The organism is Mycolicibacterium sarraceniae, assembly GCF_010731875.1.
In the GTDB taxonomy this organism is placed as follows: Bacteria; Actinomycetota; Actinomycetes; order Mycobacteriales; family Mycobacteriaceae; genus Mycobacterium; species Mycobacterium sarraceniae.
Window position 1 is genome coordinate 763523 of the sequence record NZ_AP022595.1, and the last position, 16736, is coordinate 780258.

18 protein-coding genes, 1 tRNA gene and 5 pseudogenes are annotated in these 16736 nt (G+C 65.2%); 12 read left to right on the forward strand and 12 right to left on the reverse strand.

All coding sequences use genetic code 11. The annotated features are described in order from the left end of the window. The first annotated feature begins 24 nt into the window (after positions 1-24). Positions 25-100 (forward strand) — tRNA-Arg (locus G6N13_RS03960). Here the strand turns inward: G6N13_RS03960 and G6N13_RS24835 are convergent. Continuing rightward, a complete protein-coding gene (locus G6N13_RS24835; RefSeq protein ID WP_235678034.1) occupies positions 84-827 on the reverse strand; it encodes a recombinase zinc ribbon domain-containing protein in 744 nt (247 codons plus the stop codon). The two genes, G6N13_RS03960 and G6N13_RS24835, sit on opposite strands and share 17 nt — an antisense overlap. A gap of 153 nt (positions 828-980) precedes the next feature. Next, positions 981-1538, reverse strand: a pseudogene (locus tag G6N13_RS26065) (recombinase family protein); the annotation flags it as partial. A gap of 331 nt (positions 1539-1869) precedes the next feature. On the opposite strand from G6N13_RS26065, the gene G6N13_RS24075 reads away from it, so the two are divergent. Both G6N13_RS24075 and G6N13_RS03970 read left to right on the forward strand, forming a co-directional pair. After that, positions 1870-2043: a hypothetical protein gene (locus G6N13_RS24075; RefSeq protein ID WP_170310433.1), complete on the forward strand. Its 174-nt coding sequence runs from the start codon at positions 1870-1872 to the stop codon at positions 2041-2043. Beyond that, positions 2043-2675 carry a Fic family protein gene (locus G6N13_RS03970; RefSeq protein ID WP_163694898.1) on the forward strand — a complete coding sequence of 211 codons (633 nt, stop codon included), beginning with the start codon at positions 2043-2045 and terminating at the stop codon, positions 2673-2675. The genes G6N13_RS24075 and G6N13_RS03970 overlap by 1 nt, the downstream gene beginning before the upstream one ends. Positions 2676-2750: 75 nt before the next feature. On the opposite strand, the gene G6N13_RS03975 is transcribed toward G6N13_RS03970, so the two are convergent. Continuing rightward, positions 2751-3521 (reverse strand): hypothetical protein, encoded by a 771-nt coding sequence (locus tag G6N13_RS03975; protein WP_163694899.1) that lies wholly within the window; start codon positions 3519-3521, stop codon positions 2751-2753. Between the two features lie 547 nt (positions 3522-4068). After that, a pseudogene (locus G6N13_RS26350) lies at positions 4069-4234 on the reverse strand (IS3-like element IS987 family transposase); the annotation flags it as partial. 489 nt (positions 4235-4723) lie between these two features. Between G6N13_RS26350 and G6N13_RS26070 the strand changes: the two are divergent. Together G6N13_RS26070 and G6N13_RS24845 are read left to right on the forward strand one after the other, a co-directional pair. Continuing rightward, a pseudogene (locus G6N13_RS26070) lies at positions 4724-4981 on the forward strand (LppA family lipoprotein); the annotation flags it as partial. 53 nt (positions 4982-5034) lie between these two features. Next, on the forward strand, positions 5035-5127 hold the full coding sequence (locus G6N13_RS24845; RefSeq protein ID WP_235677920.1) for an LppA family lipoprotein: 93 nt from the start codon (positions 5035-5037) through the stop codon (positions 5125-5127). Positions 5128-5171: 44 nt separating this feature from the next. On the opposite strand, the gene G6N13_RS03985 is transcribed toward G6N13_RS24845, so the two are convergent. Next, the gene (locus tag G6N13_RS03985; protein WP_163694272.1) at positions 5172-5381 is read right to left on the reverse strand and encodes a hypothetical protein; all 210 of its coding nucleotides are present in this window, start codon (positions 5379-5381) and stop codon (positions 5172-5174) included. A gap of 227 nt (positions 5382-5608) precedes the next feature. On the opposite strand from G6N13_RS03985, the gene G6N13_RS03990 reads away from it, so the two are divergent. Genes G6N13_RS03990 through G6N13_RS04000 form a run of 3 tightly spaced genes read left to right on the forward strand, consistent with a single transcriptional unit; the run spans position 5609 to position 9298 of the window. Next, on the forward strand, positions 5609-6838 hold the full coding sequence (locus G6N13_RS03990; RefSeq protein WP_163694900.1) for an acetyl-CoA acetyltransferase: 1230 nt from the start codon (positions 5609-5611) through the stop codon (positions 6836-6838). Then, complete coding sequence (locus G6N13_RS03995; RefSeq protein ID WP_163694901.1) at positions 6828-8342, forward strand: carotenoid oxygenase family protein; 1515 nt, start codon at positions 6828-6830, stop codon at positions 8340-8342. The genes G6N13_RS03990 and G6N13_RS03995 overlap by 11 nt, the downstream gene beginning before the upstream one ends. Further along, positions 8342-9298 (forward strand): winged helix-turn-helix transcriptional regulator, encoded by a 957-nt coding sequence (locus G6N13_RS04000; protein WP_407663866.1) that lies wholly within the window; start codon positions 8342-8344, stop codon positions 9296-9298. Before G6N13_RS03995 ends, G6N13_RS04000 begins: the two co-directional genes overlap by 1 nt. Here G6N13_RS04000 and G6N13_RS04005 read toward each other — a convergent pair. Next, the gene (locus G6N13_RS04005) at positions 9291-9893 is read right to left on the reverse strand and encodes an LpqN/LpqT family lipoprotein (RefSeq protein ID WP_163694902.1); all 603 of its coding nucleotides are present in this window, start codon (positions 9891-9893) and stop codon (positions 9291-9293) included. The two genes, G6N13_RS04000 and G6N13_RS04005, sit on opposite strands and share 8 nt — an antisense overlap. Positions 9894-10076: 183 nt before the next feature. On the opposite strand from G6N13_RS04005, the gene G6N13_RS04010 reads away from it, so the two are divergent. After that, entirely contained in the window at positions 10077-10526 is a 450-nt protein-coding gene (locus G6N13_RS04010) for an Hsp20/alpha crystallin family protein (protein WP_163694903.1), read from the forward strand. A gap of 37 nt (positions 10527-10563) precedes the next feature. Here the strand turns inward: G6N13_RS04010 and G6N13_RS04015 are convergent. From G6N13_RS04015 to G6N13_RS24850, 4 genes and pseudogenes are all read right to left on the reverse strand, one after another. Beyond that, positions 10564-10978: pseudogene (locus tag G6N13_RS04015) on the reverse strand (GNAT family N-acetyltransferase). Next, the gene (locus G6N13_RS04020; RefSeq protein WP_163694904.1) at positions 10975-11397 is read right to left on the reverse strand and encodes a hypothetical protein; all 423 of its coding nucleotides are present in this window, start codon (positions 11395-11397) and stop codon (positions 10975-10977) included. The pseudogene G6N13_RS04015 and the gene G6N13_RS04020 overlap by 4 nt, the downstream one beginning before the upstream one ends. A 9-nt stretch (positions 11398-11406) precedes the next feature. Continuing rightward, complete coding sequence (locus tag G6N13_RS04025; protein WP_235677921.1) at positions 11407-12393, reverse strand: ATP-binding cassette domain-containing protein; 987 nt, start codon at positions 12391-12393, stop codon at positions 11407-11409. Beyond that, a complete protein-coding gene (locus tag G6N13_RS24850; RefSeq protein WP_235677922.1) occupies positions 12366-12863 on the reverse strand; it encodes an ATP-binding cassette domain-containing protein in 498 nt (165 codons plus the stop codon). Before G6N13_RS24850 ends, G6N13_RS04025 begins: the two co-directional genes overlap by 28 nt. Before the next feature lie 151 nt (positions 12864-13014). Between G6N13_RS24850 and G6N13_RS04030 the strand changes: the two genes are divergently transcribed. Then, entirely contained in the window at positions 13015-13458 is a 444-nt protein-coding gene (locus tag G6N13_RS04030) for a cupin domain-containing protein (protein WP_163694905.1), read from the forward strand. Here G6N13_RS04030 and G6N13_RS04035 read toward each other — a convergent pair. Continuing rightward, positions 13455-13760: pseudogene (locus tag G6N13_RS04035) on the reverse strand (3-keto-5-aminohexanoate cleavage protein); the annotation flags it as partial. The gene G6N13_RS04030 and the pseudogene G6N13_RS04035 sit on opposite strands and share 4 nt — an antisense overlap. Positions 13761-13928: 168 nt before the next feature. On the opposite strand from G6N13_RS04035, the gene G6N13_RS04040 reads away from it, so the two are divergent. Both G6N13_RS04040 and G6N13_RS04045 read left to right on the forward strand, forming a co-directional pair. Then, positions 13929-15650: an NAD-binding protein gene (locus tag G6N13_RS04040; protein ID WP_163694907.1), complete on the forward strand. Its 1722-nt coding sequence runs from the start codon at positions 13929-13931 to the stop codon at positions 15648-15650. 19 nt (positions 15651-15669) lie between these two features. Next, a complete protein-coding gene (locus G6N13_RS04045; protein ID WP_163694908.1) occupies positions 15670-16557 on the forward strand; it encodes a hypothetical protein in 888 nt (295 codons plus the stop codon). Here the strand turns inward: G6N13_RS04045 and G6N13_RS25640 are convergent. After that, entirely contained in the window at positions 16554-16685 is a 132-nt protein-coding gene (locus G6N13_RS25640) for a hypothetical protein (RefSeq protein ID WP_268949079.1), read from the reverse strand. The genes G6N13_RS04045 and G6N13_RS25640 overlap by 4 nt on opposite strands. Positions 16686-16736: the final 51 nt, after the last annotated feature.

The following is a 16736-nucleotide window of genomic DNA, read 5'->3' on the forward strand; positions in this document are numbered from 1 at the left end:
AGGCGGTAAGCTCCCAGCCGGTACGCCCCCGTAGCTCAGGGGATAGAGCACGGCTCTCCTAAAGCCGGTGTCGCATGTTCGAATCATGCCGGGGGCACCAAAGTATTCATATTCAAACCTGCGACATCATCCGCAGGTTTGTTGATTTCTCGCCGCGGGACATCAGTAAGTGACGCGCTGCGGTGTTCCGTGGCGTCGGTGGAGTGTTGGAGCGCTGGAACCGCCGCGTCCTGCGATTCGGCTCTGCCAGCAGCGCCAAATAGCGTCCTGAATGGCTCGGCCAGCTCCACCGTCACGCGATCCTCATCGACCAGAATTTTGGTGAATAGGGCCTGATTAAACAGGCGCCGTTCTGGCTCGCGAGCGTTCAAGTAGCCCTTATGGCAGTGGACCGCAAAATCAAGGGCCACGCGAAATGCTCGCTCGATGCTGTCGAACTCCATGGCCGCCGCGGAGAGCCGCTCCTCGATAGACGCCAACTGTCGAGCAATTCGGTCTTGCTCCGTCTTCAACAGATCGATAGGTATTGCTCCGGCGTAGTGGGCCTGCAGTAGCCGCATCCTTTCGCTGGTTAACTGCTCCTTCTGGGTGCTCAGTTGTCGCGTGGAGGTCTCGGCACTCTTACGGAATTGCCGTAGCTCACCCCTGAGGACCTCCTCGATCCTGTCTCTCGACGCTTGATCGAGTTGGATGGTTTGGTAATGCTCTTCGACTCGCTGCTCAACGATCGGGATGAGGACGGCCCGCTGCGTGCACTCGGCCGTTTTCTGGTGTCGGCCAAGGCAAATGAAGTACGGGTACACCGCGCCGTATCGATTCTTCGACATGGTCACAATCAGTCGACTGCCACACTTCCCGCAGAACACGCTTGACTTGAGATAGTGCGGGTGATCTCGCTGCTTCTCCCCCATCGCGTGGGAGCTGAGTACGTCTTGAACCCGGGTCCACGTCGCTTCGTCAACGAGCGGCGTATGCCGCCCCGGGTACCGCACCCCTCGGTAGACGACCTCGCCCTTGTAGTACGGCGTCGTGAGGATCTTGTGCAGCGAGTTCTGCTTGATCGCTCGGCCAGGCGACTTCGGTGTCGGTCGTGTTGTGAGACCGCGATGCTCCAGCTCTGCCGCCAGACGACTGAGCGTCCATTCTCCCGACGCGTATGCAAGGAACGCCCACGTGATCAGAGGTGCTCGTTGGGGGTCGACGTCGACCGTGCGCAGCTCACGTCCATCGTCGGTAACGACGCGAACGTTGCGGTAACCAAGTGGCGCTTTCCCGGGAGGGTGATTGGTAAAGGTATGTGGGGCCTTACAACTCGGCCACCTTCGTCCGCGGGGGTCGTTGGGAACGCAGTCAGGAGCGCCGGGATAGCTCCTCTCCGCGCAGCGCCTCCAGTTTGCTAGCCTTGGCGCGGCGACATGGTGGCGGGCCATGGCCTGTGATACAGCAGTCTGGACCTGGCCGGACCTGACTGCGCAGGCCCGCCACGGCAAGCACACCACGAACAGCTGATGCATTCCGGTCGCGGCCCGAAGCAACATTGTCAGCCGGGGGGCTTGTTGTCGCCCGTTGCCACCTCGCCGAGCACGTCGTGTCTGCGTGATGGTGGTGTCTCCACTTTTGGCTGTCGCGGTGCTGTCTCCCCGGGGGCCGACATCGCGGGGTATCGCGGGCAGGCCTGACGAGGTTCACCTAGAGCACCGATGGGATCAGTTCGCCGCTTGGTGAACCGGCTCGACAGGAACGAGCTGGCACTCGGATACCACGCTCGTTTACCGCGGACGACTTCTGGTTGCGTTAAAACGTCGTGGTTGCCGCTGGGGTCGGGCCGGTAGGATCGGTACACGGCCGGTAGTGCATGGAGGTGCAGCGATGGAGCGAAAGACAGCCAAGACGGTGGTGGTGTCGAAGGCTGCCGTCAAGAAGGCCGGGATGCGGGCGACCAAGGCGTCGGCCAAGTTGGAGGGCCGGGTCGTGCCAACCAGTCACCGCCATTCAGCAGCGGTGAAGGCCTATCTTGCAAAGCAGCAGCCGCCCAAGCGCTGATGCCGCTGACGCCCGGTTACGGCGAAACGCCGCTGCCTCACGACGAACTTGATGCTCTGCTGGCTGAGGTTGTCGAGATCCTCGACAAGCCGATCACCCGAGCGGACGTCTATGCCCTCGAACAGAGTTTGCAGGATCAGGTAGTTGAGGCGTTGATGCCAGCGGCGCTGGACGGTTCGTTGCCGCTAGACGAGCTTCTCAGCGACTACTTCATCCGTGATCTCCATACGCAGTTGTTCGGTCCGATCTGGCAGTGGGGCGGGCGGCAGCGTCAGCTCGAACTCAACATCGGTGTCGCTCCCGAACTCATCGCCGTCGAGCTGCGCAGCACCCTCGGCTCGATCGCCTGGCGGTGGGAGCACACCGACGACTGGACCCCCCGCCAGTTGGGGATCGTGGTCCATGCCGAGACGGTTCGTATACACCCCTTCGTTGACGGAAATGGCCGCACAACAAGGCTTCTCGCTGACCTCGCGTTCGCCGCGGCCCAAGACCCCACCGTGCAGCAGTACGACTGGGATCTGGACAAGCAGCGCTATATCGGGCTGCTGCGTGCCTTCGACGTGCACCGGGATGTGACTGAGCTCGCTGCGTTCGTCGGGATTGAGCAGATCGAGCTACAGGAGCCCTGAGGCGACTGATGTTCGGCGCCGTATCCAGCACGATGCATGCGCATAACGCCAGGTCGCGGTGTCTCATTTCTTGTCTCACACCATATGTCTCATATCCACGATGCAAACGGGCGGTGGATGCCCCAGCGCAACCGGGACACCAATCTCGCTCAGAAGCATCGCAACACCCTGTCTACCTTGGGCTTCTGCAGTTTCGAGCAACCGCGTCATCAGCTCGGGACGCCACACAACTACGCGATACCAATCAGCACGTGACACTTCACCGACGACTTCACCGTCGATATCGGCAGCCGCCACTTCTTCGTCTGTGGCGTCAGCTGTTTCGCCGCGGACATCGAGAAGGCAGTTCCACAGCTGCTCACGAACGGAGACCGGAACACGTCGACGACGCGACCACATGATCTGCCGACGCCCTTTGGATCCTTGTTCCCATTCGTGCCAAATCGCCCATTCGCCAGGTGGGGTAACAGCCAACACCTCCCCGGTATCGTGATCGATCACTGCCCAATCGCCGTCGCCTGCTTCCTTCACTGCCCAGTGGCGCGGCGTCCGAACACCAAAACCGCGAGCGTCTACCGATGTTGCGAGGTCTGCCAGCAACTCGAACGGCGTGCGGTTCCGGTCTACGCGACCAACTTTCGAAACTTGTCCCGCAGCCACCTCAATTCCGGTCTTCGTGGCTGCATCGTACGTCGCCTTCGTGAGATACCTGCCGAGATATTCCGCGCCCCCATCACCCACCTCTCGCATGTCGACAGCTACCGAGCCCGGCAGTGCGTAGCCCGCCTTCTTCAATCCGGCTGACCACCGGTCATACACGCGAGATGCAAAAGCGTTTCTTGCCAACCACTCTCGGTCCTCAAGCGGGCTGTTCCAATCCGGCAACTTGAACCTCAGCCCCGATCGGAGCGTCGACGCGCAGAACACCAGAGCATGGATATGCAGATGCCAACCGTGTCCGCCTTGAGCAGGCGTGCCGTAAGTCGCCTCGACAACACGGGTAAGGCCAGCGATCTCGAATAGCTCGACATTACACGGACTAACCTCCCGTTACGTTCCGCCGTACGGGCATTCTGACCCGTCCAAGTGCGCGTGCCGAACGCCGACCTCCAACCGGAGCTCAATGCGTCCCACAGTTCTGAGAGACGATCAGAAGCCTTGTGCCGCATAGTCAATGTCAACATGTACACCTTGCCGCCTTGGCGGTAGCACTCACGAACTGCTGCGCCGATCTCTCCTGCGCGCGTACGAGCGATTACCGCGGAGCAACGCGGGCATGACCACACGGAACCGCAGACATCATCCGCAGGTTTGTTGTTTTCTCGCCGCGGAACATCGGTAAGTGACGCGCTGCGGGGTTCCGTGGCGTCGGTGGAGTGTTGGAGCACCGGAACCGCCGGACCCACTTGCGCACCGTCTCCGCAGTACCGACGCCCAGCAGGTCAGCGACACGGCCCATCGCCTCCCACTCCGAGACCGTCTCGCTGCCCAGATCCGCCACCATCTGCACCGCGCGCCTTCAACTCTTCGGGATACCGCCTCGACGACTTCGCTCCCACGCGTCCCATCCTTCCCAACGGAAGAACTCTCCCGACACGCCGGGGCGGATCACCCGACGATCCGATCCAAAATGTCTATGACGCGCCGCCTCGGGGCGCAGGTGGCCGTCGAGACGCTACCGCCCCCGCTGAGAGGAGTCGGCGAGACTCTCATGCGCACGCTGGATGCCTCCGGGCCGGGCAGTTCGGACCAAACCCGGCGACCAACCCGAACTTCGCGCATGTGGAAACCGGCACTGCCGGCGTGCCCGACGGCGGCGGTGTCCTGCTGAATAGCGTTGCTGCGCAGAGACATAGCGACTACCGCTGGTTTGGCGACGACGGTCCGGCGGAAGTGGGAGGCAGACGCATGAGGCTCGGCACCACCACGGGGAAGACGTAGTTCTGCTCACTGTTGTTCTGGCCCTCATCTTTTCGACGACAGGATGCCACGCGGAACAGCCGTGCGCCCCTACACCGTCCAGCGGGGCTACCCGGGCACTCGATGAATTGAAATCGCTGCCGCCCTTCGCGGAGACCAAAGCGCAACTGGAAGACGCGATTGCCACCATCACCACGGCGGCAACGCAACACGTGCCGAGCATCGTCTGGAAGACCGCAGACAACGCTGACTCCGGCAATTGTCCTGCACCGTATGAGCAGTCCGGCGGGAAGTCGGCCTATCTGCCGAACCGGATCGCCGAGAACGTGACGGTGTCCGAGCAGGACTGGGCTGCCCTGCTCGGCGTCGCGGAGGACGCGGCTGGTGCGGTCGGCGCCACGGACATCCAGGTCATGCAGGACGAACCCGGGAAGCGCGAGTGTGGTCCAGCGGGTCGGGCGGCGCATTCCTCACGTTCTTCTACAAGGGCAATACGGTCGTGTCCGGCTATACCGGCTGCCGGTTGTCGTAGCGGCCGAATGCGCTTCGCCAAGGAGCGCGGTGTGCTTGTATGCGCTAAAGGAGTCGTGCACACACGCTGTTCACGATAGGACGATCCGCCTGCACGACGGGCGGACGCTCGGCTATGCCGAGTACGGTGCCAGGCAGCATTTCCCTTGCCGCGACGGTCACACTGGCGAGGACCAGATTGACGTCGCGGGGTGGCGCGGCGGCGCGGGCCAGCTCGGCCATCCGCTGCGCAAGATCGTGGTTGGGCGAAGTCATTCACCCATTGCTCCCCTCCTCCGCAGAGTTACGCACCACCTTGAGGATGCCGACGTTTGTGGACGAGCAGGTTCGGTAATGCTGCGCAGCAGGCGGGCGCGGTGGTCGACTTCCACGCCCGCTGAGGTCCTGTCGGTTCAGACCAAGAGCCGGCGGGACCGACCTCATTTGGGATCACTCACCGCAATCCGGCCCGCCACTCTCTTAGCTGTAGTAACTTCGCCGCTGTGGCAGGCAACGTCTGGATTCTCGGTGGCTACCAGAGCGACTTCGCTCGCAACCTGGCCCGGGAGGGCTGCGACTTTGCGGCGCTGACCAGCGAGGTTGTCAATCTTACCCTCGCCGAATCGATGATCGACGCCACCGATATCGACGTCGTGCACGTTGCCAACGCCTTCGGCGAGATGTTCGCCCGACAGGGCCACCTCGGCGCGATGCCCGCCACGGTGCACGACGGCTTGTGGGATACCCCGGCCACCCGCCATGAGGCGGCGTGCGCCTCCGGCAGCGTCGCGGCACTGGCGGCGATGGCTGATCTGCGGGCCGGCAACTACCGCACCGCCCTGGTCGTCGGTGTCGAACTGGAGAAGACAGTGCCCGGCGACACCGCGGCCGCTCACCTCGGCGCCGCCGCCTGGACCGGCCATGAGGGCCAGGACGCCACGTACATCTGGCCGTCGATGTTCGCCGAAGTCGCCGACGAGTATGACCGTCGGTTCGGTATCGACGACGCGCACCTGCATGCGATCGCGGCACTGAATTTCAGCAACGCCCGGCACAACCCCAACGCCCAGACCCGGGAGTGGGAGGTCCCCGATCTGGTGTCGCACGGCAGTGATGACGCCGTCAACCCGCCGACCGAGGGGCGCATCCGCCGCTACGACTGCAGCCAGATGACCGACGGCGGCGCAGGCGTGGTGCTGGTGAACGACGATTTCCTGCGCGACCATCCGGGCGTGCGCCCGATCGGGCTGATCGAAGGCTGGGGCCATCGCACTGTCGGACTGGGACTACGGCAGAAGCTCGATCGTGACGCCGCGAATCCCTATGTGCTGCCGCACGTCCGCGCCGCCGTGTACGACGCGTTCGGGCGCGCCGGCATCGGGCTCGACGATCTCGACGGTATCGAGGTGCACGACTGCTTCACCCCTAGTGAGTACCTCGCGATCGACCACATCGGTCTCACCGGGCCCGGCGAATCATGGAAGGCGATCGAGAACGGTGAGATCGCAATCGGCGGCCGACTCCCGATCAATCCGAGCGGCGGCCTGATCGGCGGCGGGCACCCAGTCGGCGCATCGGGTGTCCGGATGATGCTCGACGCCGCCAAACAGGTCAGCGATCTCGCCGGCGACTACCAGGTCGACGGCGCGCGCCGCTTCGGCACCTTGAATTTCGGCGGTAGTACCGCCACCACAGTCAGTTTCGTGATCAGATCGGCAGAGGATGCACACTGAGATTGTCGGGAAATTCCTGTCCACCCTCCCCGAGGATGACGACCACCCGTACCGCACCGGACCGTGGCGACCGCAGAGCACCGAATGGCACGCCGACGATCTCAGCGTCGTGGACGGTGAAATCCCCACTGATCTCGACGGCGTCTATCTGCGCAATACCGAGAACCCGCTACATCCGGCGCTGAAGGCGTATCACCCCTTCGACGGTGACGGCATGCTGCATATCGTCGGCTTCCGTGACGGAACGGCCTTCTATCGCAACCGTTTTGTCCGGACCGACGGATTCGAGGCGGAGAACGCCGCCGGCGGCCCGCTCTGGCCCGGGCTGGCAGAGCCGCTGCCGCTGGCCAAGGTGGACTACGGCTGGGGTGCGCGCACGCTGATGAAGGACGCCTCCAGCACCGATGTCGTGGTGCACCGCGGCACCGCGCTGACGAGTTTCTACCAATGCGGCGATCTCTACCGCGTCGACCCGTACTCGGCGCAGACCCTGGGCAAGGAGACCTTCAACGGCGGCTTCCCCAGCAGCTGGGGTGTATCTGCGCATCCGAAGGTGGACGACCGCACCGGCGAGATGCTGTTCTTCAACTACGCCAAGGCCGCGCCCTATATGCACTACGGGGTGGTCGATGCCAACAATGACCTGGTGCACTACACCGATGTGCCGCTGCCCGGCCCGCGGCTGCCCCACGATATGGCGTTCACCCGAAACTATGTGATTCTCAACGATTTTCCGTTGTTCTGGGATCCGGAGCTGCTGGAGCGCGACATGCACGTCGCTCGTTTCCACCGAGATATCCCGTCGCGATTCGCGGTGCTCCCCCGCCGGGGCGAGGGCAAGATCCAGTGGTTCGAGGCCGACCCCACCTACGTGCTGCACTTCACCAACGCCTACGAAGACGGTGACGAGATCGTGCTGGACGGCTTCTTCCAGGGCGACCCCGAGCCCAGCGATGACGGCACCGGCACCAAGTGGCAGCGGGCGTTCCGGTTCCTTGCGCTGGACCGGATGCAGGCCCGGCTGCACCGCTGGCGGCTCAATCTGCGTACCGGCGGCCTAACCGAAGAATCGTTGTCCGACAGCATCACCGAGTTCGGCATGATCAACTCCGGTCATGCCGGTGAGCCCTACCGCTATACCTATGCGGCCAGCGGCAAGCCGGGCTGGTTCCTGTTCGACGGCCTGGTCCGACACGACCTGCAGACCGGCACCGAAGAGCGCTTCGGGTTCGGCGACGGTGTCTACGGCAGTGAGACGGCCATGGCGCCCCGGCTCGGCAGCCAAGCCGAAGACGACGGCTACCTGGTCACCCTGACCACCGATATGGCTGCCGACGCCTCCTACTGCCTGGTGTTCGATGCGGCCCGGCTGGCGGACGGACCGTTGTGCAAACTTCAACTGCCCGAACGGATCTCCAGCGGAACGCATTCCACGTGGGTGGCCGGTGACGCACTGCGCCGCTGGCATACCAGCGATTCGGCCGCCGAGGCGATCGGACTGTAGTGACCGATACCACGGCCGCCGAGACGCCCACCGTCCTGGCACCCGACAGTCCCAATGCCATCGGCAGGATGCTGGGTCTACTCGGCGACGAGTGGAATCTGCTGATCGTGCAGCAGGCATTGCTGGGTGCCAGCCGCTACAGCCAATTCATGTCACGGTTGCCGATCTCAAATTCGGTGCTGACCAGTCGGCTGCGGACCCTGGTCGACAATGGCCTGTTGAGCCGCACGGTGCATGCCTCCACCCGGGCGCGCACCGAGTATCTGATCACCGGCCGCGGCCGATCGCTGTGGCCGGCATTGCTGTCCATCTGGGAGTGGGAACGCAATTGGGTGACCGGGCACCACGAAGCACTGCCCGCCATGCGCCACGTGGCGTGCGGATCTCACTTCACGCCCCAATTGCGTTGCAACACTTGCTGTGTCGTGGTCACCGGCCCGGAGGTGGCATTGAGCCTCGGCCCCAGCGGAACGTGGACCCGCTCGGCGCCGGCCGCATCGACGCGGCGCCGTTCGGAACCCGATACCGCCACCCGCCACGCCGGGTTGTTCCCGGAGACTATGAGCATTCTCGGAAATCGTTGGGCCGCAGCACTGCTGGTGGCCGCATTCCTGGGCACCACCCGTTTCACAGATTTCCAAACCCAGCTCGGCGCCCCACCCAGTCTGCTGGCCGAACGGTTACAGACGTTCTGCCATATCGGTGTGTTCACCACCTCACCCACGGAGCGCTCGGGTCCGGAGCGGGCCGCATACCTGTTGACCGATAAGGGCCGGGCGTTCTTCCCGGTGCTGACTGCGGCGCTGCAGTGGGCGCAGTGGTGGTATCAGGCTCCCGAAGGTCCGGCGGTGGTGATGACGCATGCCGACTGCGGTTCCGGTTTCACCGGGGAGCTTTCCTGCGACCGGTGCGCCGAGCGGTTGAGCGGCGAACAGGTGCACACTGTCGCTATTTAGCGGGAAGTATCTGGAAGCCCTTGATAATCGTCGCGGAATCCGTGACGTAGGTGGGGTTTTCAGGTTTGATCGTCTGCACCGTCACGGTGGTGACGTAGTTGACATCACCGTCTTGGTACACCGCGGCCAGGGACGTGGCATTGCGAGCAGGGATCTTTCCCATTGCGGGAGCCGTATAGGTGGTCGATTGCGCCGTGGACCCGCATACCTGGGCCGGGGTGGATTTCAGGTCCTTGACTTTCAGCTTCGCGACCAGCTGTTGGTTCTGAGCGTCGAGTATCCGCTGCGGCTTGCCGATGCTGGAATTCGCCTTCTGCAGCGTGACGACGACATTGGGGGTGAACCCCTCTTCGGTGAGCCCTTCGTCGCGCAGCGCGAATCGGATGGTCTCGGAGTCGAGCTTGGTGGTGCGCTCCCAACCCTGCGGTTGGGGTAGCCGAAGCCGCGGTTCCTGATCGGTTCGGGTGGGGATATCGATCATCGGCACCGACACCTCATCGCATTTAACGGCGACCGGCTTCGCGTCGTCCGAACAGCCTGCGATCGCCACCACCACCAGCGCGGCCGCCAGCACCGCCGACACCTGTCCGGTCACCCTGCGCAATCTGATCCCTTCGAACCCACCCGGAAAACCCGCCCAAGCCTACCGTTGGCAGCCGCGAGAACCGCAAAAATGTGTTAGCACTCTCGATCTTCGAGTGCTAATCTGGCGTTGCACAGTAAAGCTGCCCGCCAGGGTGGTGGGCTTACGTTCATAGATCCGCAGGAGGTGAGTACTGTGCTGCGTTTCGATCCGTTCAATGACCTTGACGCAATGACCCGGGGGCTGTTGACCAGCCAAGCCGGAACCGACCGTAGCCCCAGATTCATGCCGATGGACCTCTACAAGGTCGACGATCACTACGTGCTGACCGCCGACCTGCCCGGCGTGGATCCCGGTTCGGTCGATGTGAATGTCGACAGCGGGACGCTGACACTGACCGCGCACCGCTCAGCGCGCTCTGAAGATTCAGTGCAGTGGTTGACCAGCGAGAGATTCTTCGGCACCTACCGTCGCCAGCTGGCGCTCGGCGAGGGCATCGACACCACGAGGATCTCAGCCACCTACGAGAACGGCGTGCTGACGGTGACGATCCCGTTGGCTGAGAGGGCCAAGCCGCGCCGCATCGAAGTCGTCCGGTCCGGCGGGGGCACCCAGATCGAGGCGACGACCGTCGACGCGAGCTGAGGCTCAACCGATTCCGAACGTTCAGGCTCAGCCGCTATCAGCCGTGGCGGCTGAGCCTGAACGTCAGGTTGTTGCGAACCGCGGGCCATTCGATGTCGAGGATGGAGTAGACCACGGTGTCGCGGCGGGATCCGTCGGCCAGGACCTGGTGGCTGAGCAGTATGCCGTCCTGCTTGGCGCCGAGCCTTTCAATAGCCGCCCTGCTGACCTGATTGAAGAAGTGCGTGCGGAACTCCACAGCGACGCAACCGAGTTGGTCGAACGCGTGCGCGAGTATGGAGCGGGCCCGAAGAGCCCACCACCGCGTTGTCCGGCGACGGTGCGCTGGTGAACCACAACTCGCCGACATCGGCTGCCGCCGCGGTGATCTCCGGAATGTGGGCGTCACTTAACGGCTCAAGTGAAACCCATTGCGCGCCGGTCAAAGTGACCGGTTCGACGAATCTGCTCATCGCCTGCGCCCCAGCGCGGAGCACAACGCCCACACCGACGCCAGCAGTGCGGCGGCCGCGGCGCCGGCCCCGACGTAGAAGCCGTACCCCGCCGACACCGGGCCGCTGACGTTGAGGTGGTAATACCAGTAGGTCAGGACGGCGAGCATCGCCGAGATCGCCAGCGCCGCGGCAGCGGCCAGTCGCGGAGACAGATTGCGCGCCACCATCGCGCCGGTGACGATCAGCACCGAGGCCAGCAGCACGATCAACTGGCCTGCCCCGAAGCGGGGCGGCAGCACGATGCTGCCGACCGTGCCACCGATCGCACTGGCGCGTCCGCCACCCAGGACCGGGGTGGTCAACCACGGCAACCAGGCACTGACCGCCAGCACCACAGCGCACAGCACGACGAGCCAACCCGCGCGTAGGTGTGCCATGGTCAGACCCTAACCCGCCTCGTCCAGCACGCCGGGGCGCCGCATCGACAAGGTCCGGTCCAGATCCAGCCGGGCCAGGAAGTCGTCGTCGTGACTGACCACGATCACCGCGCCACGGTAGGCAGCCAGGGCGTCGACCAGCTGGTCAACACTGGCCAGGTCGAGATTGTTAGTCGGTTCATCGAGCACGATCAGCTGCGGCGGCGGTTCGGCCAACAGCAGGCGAGCCAGCGCGACGCGGAACCGTTCGCCGCCGGATAGCGTGGCCACCGGCCGGTACACCGAGTCGCCGCGGAGCAGAAACCTCGCCAGGCGAGTGCGCACCAGGGCCGCATCACCGCCGGGCGTCGCCACGTTGTCCAGCACGCTGGCCTGCTCGTCGAGGCTGTCAATGCGCTGGGGCAGGTAGCCGACCCGGTCGGTCAATAGCCGGCCTGCCTCACCGGCCAGCAGAGCGTCCAGCAGCCTGGTCTTCCCGATCCCGTTGGCGCCGACGATAGCGATCCGCTCGGGCCCCATCACCACCAATGGCCCACGGCTGCGCGGCAATTCGGCCAGCCTGCGGGTGGCCGGCACGGTGGGATCGGGGAGGTCGACGCGGATGTGCTCATCGTTGCGGAGCCTGGCCTCGGCGACCTGTAACGCGCCTTCGGCCGCCACGGCCTTATCGTCGAGCTCGGTACGCAGCTTGCCCGCCGAGACCTCGGCAGACGCCGCCCAGTTGTTCATCACGATCTTCGGTGCCCGCTTGTTGTCATAATCTCTCTGCGCCTTGCGGTTTCGCCGTGCCAGCTTAGTTTCGGCCGCCGCGCGCTGGCGTTTGGCCACCCGCACCGTCTGCTCGGCCGCCGACACCGCCTGCGCCGCGGCGGCCAGTTCGTTGTCCAGGTGGGCACACCACTCGCCATAGGGCCCGCCGAACGAGGTGAGCCGGTGGTTGTACAACTCGGCGGTGTTGTCCATCCGGTTCAGCAGGGCGACGTCATGGCTGACCACCACGAGAGTCCCGGCCAGTCGGCGATCAGATCGAACAACCGGCCGCGGGCGTCCCGGTCGAGGTTGTTGGTCGGTTCGTCGAGCAGGGTGATATCGGCTGGATCGAGCCGAAGTGCGGTGATAGCGAGCAGCATCGCTTCCCCGCCGGACACCTGGCCGACCGTGCGATCCAGGTCAACCGCGCCCAGCCCGATGACACGCAGCACCTCGGCCGGGCGATCGGCGATATCCCAGTCCTCGCCGATGACCTCGAAGTCGTGCTCGGTCGCCACACCGGACTCGATCGCGGCCAGCGCGGCGAGCTTCGCGCCCACACCGAGTACGTGCGCGATCGACAGCGCGACATCGAGAGTCAGGGTCTGCGGCAGATAGGCGATGTCACCGCCTGCCACGATCCGCCCGCCCGTCGGGGTGAGCTCACCGGCGATCAGGCGTAACAGCGTCGATTTGCCGCTGCCGTTGGCACCCACCAGTCCGGTGCGTCCGGTCGGCAGCGATCAGGTGAGCGACGCTGTGATCCACGACAGGGACCGTCCTTTCCGATGCGGTTGAGCTGAACGACCGCCACGCTAATGCGGAAACGCGAACGCCGGCAACCGATTTATCTCTACGCTGATGCCCATGACGGATCTCCCCGACTGGGTACGGAAACTCGAGCTGGGCCCGCACCCTGAAGGCGGGTACTTCCGCGAGACCTGGCGCAGTGAGCTCGTCGTCGGCGAGTCGGCGTTACCGCCGGACTACAACGGACCTCGCAACGCCGGAACCGCCGTCTACTTCGTGCTGCTGCCCGGGCAGCAGTCGGCCTGGCACACCGTGCGCAGCGCGGAATTGTGGCTGTATCACCGGGGAAGCCCGCTCCTGCTCGAGATCGGCCCCGAAAGTGGCAGCGCCACAACAGTTCTGCTCGGCCCCGACATCGCCGCCGGCGAGCAGCCGCAAGTGCTGGTGCCACCGGGCTATTGGCAGCGAGCCCGGCCCCGCGACCAGGAGCCGACCCTGGTCAGCTGTGTGGTGGTGCCGGGCTTCGATTTCGCCGACTTCGCGCTGGCCGCCGACGACTAGCCAGCCGCGCGCAGCACCTCGTACGCGGCGGCGACGAGCTCAGCGTTACCCGACGCGGTCGATCCGTCCGGCAGCAGCACGGTGTCCTCCACGCCGATCCGGGTTTGCAACCCGCGCAGCCCCGCGTACTCCAGCAGCGGCCAGCAGCTGTCGTCGAGGCCGTGCAACAGGATCGGCACCGGCGACTGCGCACTGCGGATCCGCGCCAGCAGATCGTCGGCCGTCTCGGTGCTCCCGTCTGGCCCTAGCTCGATCATCACTCGCAGACAGTGCGCTGCCAGCTCGGAGCGCGCCCAGGAGTCCACGCCTGTACGGTGCGCAACCGCTCCTGCGGTGTCACCGGCAACCCCGGATGCGACGCCGGGCCGCGGGCGCCGTTGATGCAGGCTTTGACATACGGAGCGGCGGGCGCAGACGGCACAGGCCATTCTCACCCGTCACGGCCGAGGTTTCCGAAGTAGCGTCTCCCCATGCACGGTCACACCATCGTCTGCGGTGATGACGCGCTGGGTCTGCGGATCATCGACGAGCTGAAGAACGCCGGGGTCATCGTCGCGCTCTCGCAGGCGCCCGAGGATCTCGAAGGAGCGGGGATCGCCACCGCCGATGCCGTGATCTGCGCCGACGATGACGACGATCTGAACCTGCAGATCGCCCTGCTGGCCCGGCAGGCCAACCCGCACGCCCGGGTGGTGGCCCGGCTGTCGAACCCGGTGTTGCGTGAGGCCATGGCGGATAACAACGGGCCCGGCGCCATCCTCGACGTCGCCGACATCGCCGCCCCCTCGGTGGTCGAGGCCTTGCTTAACCGCACCACCCACACGATTTCGGCGGCCGGGATGAACTTCGTCGTCACCGGCACCACCGCGACCCGCGACGGCACCCTGCGGGAGATCTACGGCGATCTCGCCCCCGTCGCCGTCATCCGCGGCGACAACTCCGACACCCCCGGCGAGGTGATCCCCTGCCCCGGCCGCGACACGCGAGTGCACACCGGCGATTGGACGGCGATGATCGGCACCGCCGACGAACTCGCCGAACAGGGCATCAAAGTGGCCAAGCCGATGCGCGTCTCGCCCCGGCCGCGGCCGCTGTTCGTCCGCGTCTCCGACGCCGCGCGCGCGTTCGCGGCCGACCTGAACCCGATGTTCTACCGCGCGCTGGCGGTGGCGGCCACGCTGCTGGCCGGGTCGACGGTCATGCTTCGGTTCGCCTACAACCAGCCCGGGATGAGCTGGGTGGATGCGCTGTATTTCTCCGCCGAGACCATCGCCACGGTGGGCTACGGCGACTTCAACTTCCTCCAACAGCCCACTTGGCTGCGGCTGTGGGGCGTGGTGATGATGTTCGCCGGCGTCGCCACGACCGCCATCGTAGTGGCGTTCGTCGCCGATGTGCTGCTGTCGCAGCGCATCTCGCAGAGCGCCAGCCGCCAGAAGGTGCGCCACCTCCAGCACCACGTCGTAGTGGTCGGCCTCGGGTCCTTCGGGATCGGCGTGGCCACCGTGCTCAAGGCGGCCGGCCACGACGTCGCCGTGATCGAGCGCAACGAGGACAACCGCTACCTGTCCGCGGCCGCCGAACTGGGCGTGCCGGTCATCTTCGGCGATGCCACGCTCCGCCAGACGCTGCAGGCAGCCCGAATCGGCGATGCGCGCGCCGTCGCCGTGCTGACAGCAGACGATATGGTCAACATCGAAACAGGGATCGTAGTGCGTGAGATATTCGGCCCGCGAACACTTCCCGAGATACAGCGCCCCGACGTCCCGATCGTCTTGCGGATCTACGACCGGGCTCTGGGCTCCGCAGTGGGCAAGCGGTTCAAGTTCGAGTACGTCCGCTCCACCGTCGATCTTGCGACCCCCTGGTTCATCGGCGCGGCGATGGGCCTCGACGTCCAGGGCACATTTTCGGTGGGTCACCGCTCGTTCATGGTCGGCGCGGTGCAGGTGCAGCCAAACACTGAGCTTGACGGGATCAGGATGTTCGAGCTGTCCACACAGGCCCGGGTCATCGCGATCGCCCGGGACGACGCCGCGCTGCGGCTGCATCCGCGCCGCGACACCCGGCTGATTGCCGGGGACACCGCCTATCTCGTCGGCCCCTACCGCGAGTTGATCGCGACCCTGCGCAAAGGGCAGCGGCCGGGCCCTCACACGGACGCGGCGACCTTCCCGACGACGACGCGTTGATCGCCTACTCTCGCTGGTCATGACAGAGTCGGGTGAACCGGTCGGCACCGGGCGCGACGACATCCGTCGGCGCCTCGAGGAGCGCGCACGGCGCCTGCAGGAGTCGCGTCGGCTCAAACCACTGACGGCACTGCTCGCCCGCTACAACGAGATCGATGGCAGCACCCAGAGCGCGGTGGTCTCCACCCAGCTGTTCACCACGGTCATACCGCTGATGATCATCGGGTTCAGCTACATGCAGGGCTTCGCCGACAATGCCAGCCCCGGCACGATCTTCACCCGCCAGTTCGCGCTGGAACATCCGCTGTCCGACCGGTTGCGAGAGGCCTTCGGCAATTCCGCCGGGCTGCGGGCGGACTGGACGCTGATCGGGGTGGCGAGTTTTCTCGTCTGGGGCATCCCGATGGCGGCCTCCGTCGCATCGATCTTCGCGAAGGCCTGGCGTCGCGAGCAGTACGGTGTGCTGACCCGGCTGGCGCGCGGCGCACTCTGGTTCGCGTTGTACCTGTTCACCATGGCGGTGCGAGAGCGAATCATGTTCGGCCACCATCACCACGGCGTCAGCCGGGGACTGCTGTTCGTGATCGGGCTGCTGCCGGTGTGGCTGTTCTGGTCGGTGACCCCGGCACTGCTGGTCCGCGACGGAGGCCGAGGCCTGAGCCCACTCGCGCTGGCCGGGCTGGCCGGTGTGGTGATCGACGGTGTCGTCATTCCACTCGGCGCGCGCGTGCTCATGCCCTCGCTGCTGCACGACTGGGATGGCTTCGGCCCGATCGGTGTGGCGATGGCGCTGCTGATCTGGTGCGGCGCGGTCGGAGCCGGATGGGTGCTGACCGCCTGCGTGGGCGCGGTGTTGTGGGAACACAACGCACCGTCGGAGATGGTCGTCGAATCCCAGACCGCTTAGGCCAGCCCGAGCACTCGCAGCGCATTCTCGGTGCGGATCTTCCGTGCCACCGCGGGATGCGCCATCACGACAGTCAGGTCGGGAAAGTCGGCGGCGACGACGTCGATGGCGGGCGCATATCTGGCCATCGGCGCGGTCTAGAAAAGGAGTTTGGGCCGGCGGGACGAAGAAGGATTCGT

What these genes read in the sequence shown, in the direction of transcription:
- G6N13_RS24835 (WP_235678034.1), bottom strand. Translation starts at nt 827, where the DNA reads ATGTCGAAGAATCGATACGGCGCGGTGTACCCGTACTTCATTTGCCTT.
- G6N13_RS24075 (WP_170310433.1), top strand. Translation starts at nt 1,870, where the DNA reads ATGGAGCGAAAGACAGCCAAGACGGTGGTGGTGTCGAAGGCTGCCGTC.
- G6N13_RS03970 (WP_163694898.1), top strand. Translation starts at nt 2,043, where the DNA reads ATGCCGCTGACGCCCGGTTACGGCGAAACGCCGCTGCCTCACGACGAA.
- G6N13_RS03985 (WP_163694272.1), bottom strand. Translation starts at nt 5,381, where the DNA reads ATGACTTCGCCCAACCACGATCTTGCGCAGCGGATGGCCGAGCTGGCC.
- G6N13_RS03995 (WP_163694901.1), top strand. Translation starts at nt 6,828, where the DNA reads ATGCACACTGAGATTGTCGGGAAATTCCTGTCCACCCTCCCCGAGGAT.
- G6N13_RS04020 (WP_163694904.1), bottom strand. Translation starts at nt 11,397, where the DNA reads ATGGCACACCTACGCGCGGGTTGGCTCGTCGTGCTGTGCGCTGTGGTG.
- G6N13_RS04030 (WP_163694905.1), top strand. Translation starts at nt 13,015, where the DNA reads ATGACGGATCTCCCCGACTGGGTACGGAAACTCGAGCTGGGCCCGCAC.
- G6N13_RS04040 (WP_163694907.1), top strand. Translation starts at nt 13,929, where the DNA reads ATGCACGGTCACACCATCGTCTGCGGTGATGACGCGCTGGGTCTGCGG.
- G6N13_RS04045 (WP_163694908.1), top strand. Translation starts at nt 15,670, where the DNA reads ATGACAGAGTCGGGTGAACCGGTCGGCACCGGGCGCGACGACATCCGT.
- G6N13_RS25640 (WP_268949079.1), bottom strand. Translation starts at nt 16,685, where the DNA reads ATGGCCAGATATGCGCCCGCCATCGACGTCGTCGCCGCCGACTTTCCC.